The sequence below is a fragment of the Muricoprocola aceti genome (assembly GCF_025567005.1).
GTDB classification, from domain to species: Bacteria; Bacillota; Clostridia; order Lachnospirales; family Lachnospiraceae; genus Marvinbryantia; species Marvinbryantia aceti.
On the sequence record NZ_JAOQKE010000046.1, the window covers coordinates 1 to 1,670 of the forward strand.

Below are 1,670 nucleotides of genomic sequence, written 5' to 3' on the forward strand. Positions count from 1 at the left end.
CCTTTCTTTCATACTGGTTTAAGTATATCAGATTCATTAAAAACTGTCCGAAAAAGTGTCTTAATTTATGAGACCATTATAACACAACCTCCAGGACATGCCATACCTTCAAGTAGATATCCGGGATACTTGCCTAGAGTTGCAAGTTTAAGGAGCTGACGGCATTCCTTTAAACCTTCTGCATTTGCTACCTTTATCTCCTGATCCGGATGATCACGTTTTATAACATTAACAACAGCCTGTGCCACACCTCCTGCGACTGCAAAGTTTCTTCCGTCTGTTGAAGCATCGCTGACACCTGCAGGATCTTCCTCGATGTTTTCAAGGTCCACATGCTTTGCAGAAAAAATACCGGTCATCTCTTCAAATGTAAGGACAAAATCCACTTCACTTCGTACACTGCGTCGCATAGCTTCAAGTTTTTTGGCAGCACATGGTCCGATAAATACCACGCGCGCATCTGGATTATGCTGCTTTATAAGACGTGCAGTGAGTGTCATAGGTGTAAGTGCCATTGAGATACATTTTGCATGCTCAGGGAAGAGTTTTTTAGCCATGACTGACCATGCCGGACAACATGAGGTTGCCATGAAAGGAAGTTCATCCGGTACCTCTTTTAGGAAGTCCTCGGCCTCCTGCTTGGCACAGAGGTCTGCACCTATAGCTACTTCAAATACATCTGCAAAACCAAGAGCCTTCATGGCTGCACGTAGCTTTCCGGGAGTAGCTTTTGGACCAAACTGTCCAACAAATGCAGGAGCAACTGCAGCATAGACCTTTTCACCGGACTGTATAGCTCTGATAGTCTGAAAAATCTGGGATTTATCAGCAATCGCACCAAAAGGACAGTTGAGAAGGCATTGTCCGCACGAAACACACTTGTCATAATCGATATTTGCTTTGCCGTTTTCGTCAGAAGAAATGGCATCCATGCCACAGGCCTTTGCACATGGACGTTCCTGAACAATAATTGCATTATATGAACATACGCTTGCACAGCGTCCGCACTTTATGCATTTTTCCTGGTCAATTACAGATTTTCCGGTTGTGCGATCTAGCGATACAGCATCTTTTGGACATACCTCCATGCATGGATGAGCCAGACATCCCTGACAGCCGTCTGTAACATGTACTCTTTTTTCAGGGCATGCATTACATGCAAATTTTATAACATTGATAAGAGGCGGTGTATAGTAGGTTTCATCTTTGTCGGCAGCCTCGATTCCATCTGATATAGGTGAATGCTCTGCAGCACTGCGGTAAGGAAGACCCATTGCCAGACGAAGTCTCTCTCCGACTATAGCACGCTCCAAAATACATCATTCCTAAAATTTCCTTTTTCGCCGGGAATAATCTTGTATGGAAGCGCTTCCATACGATCTTTTACAGGCCATTCGGTATGATATGCCATACGCGCAACCTCTGTAAAGATTTTATGTCTGATTTCCTGAATTCGGGTTTCGACACCTCTCATTATTGATTCCTCCTTATAAAATAAAATCTCAATTTTCCTTGTTGTATCAGATAAAATAAGCAGTCTCAATAAATAGGCTGTACTTTTTATGATACATAAATACTAGATAATTAATCAGACTGTAGACAAACTTGGTGTTGGGGATTATGCCCAGCACCATTTTTCTTTTAAAACTTCTTTTCTTTTTATTTTTTTC

1 pseudogene is annotated in these 1,670 nt (G+C 42.2%); it reads right to left on the reverse strand.

Going from position 1 to position 1,670, the window contains the following annotated elements:
• Positions 1-80: 80 nt before the first annotated feature.
• Positions 81-1,474, reverse strand: a pseudogene (locus OCV47_RS15750) (4Fe-4S dicluster domain-containing protein); the annotation flags it as partial.
• Positions 1,475-1,670: the final 196 nt, after the last annotated feature.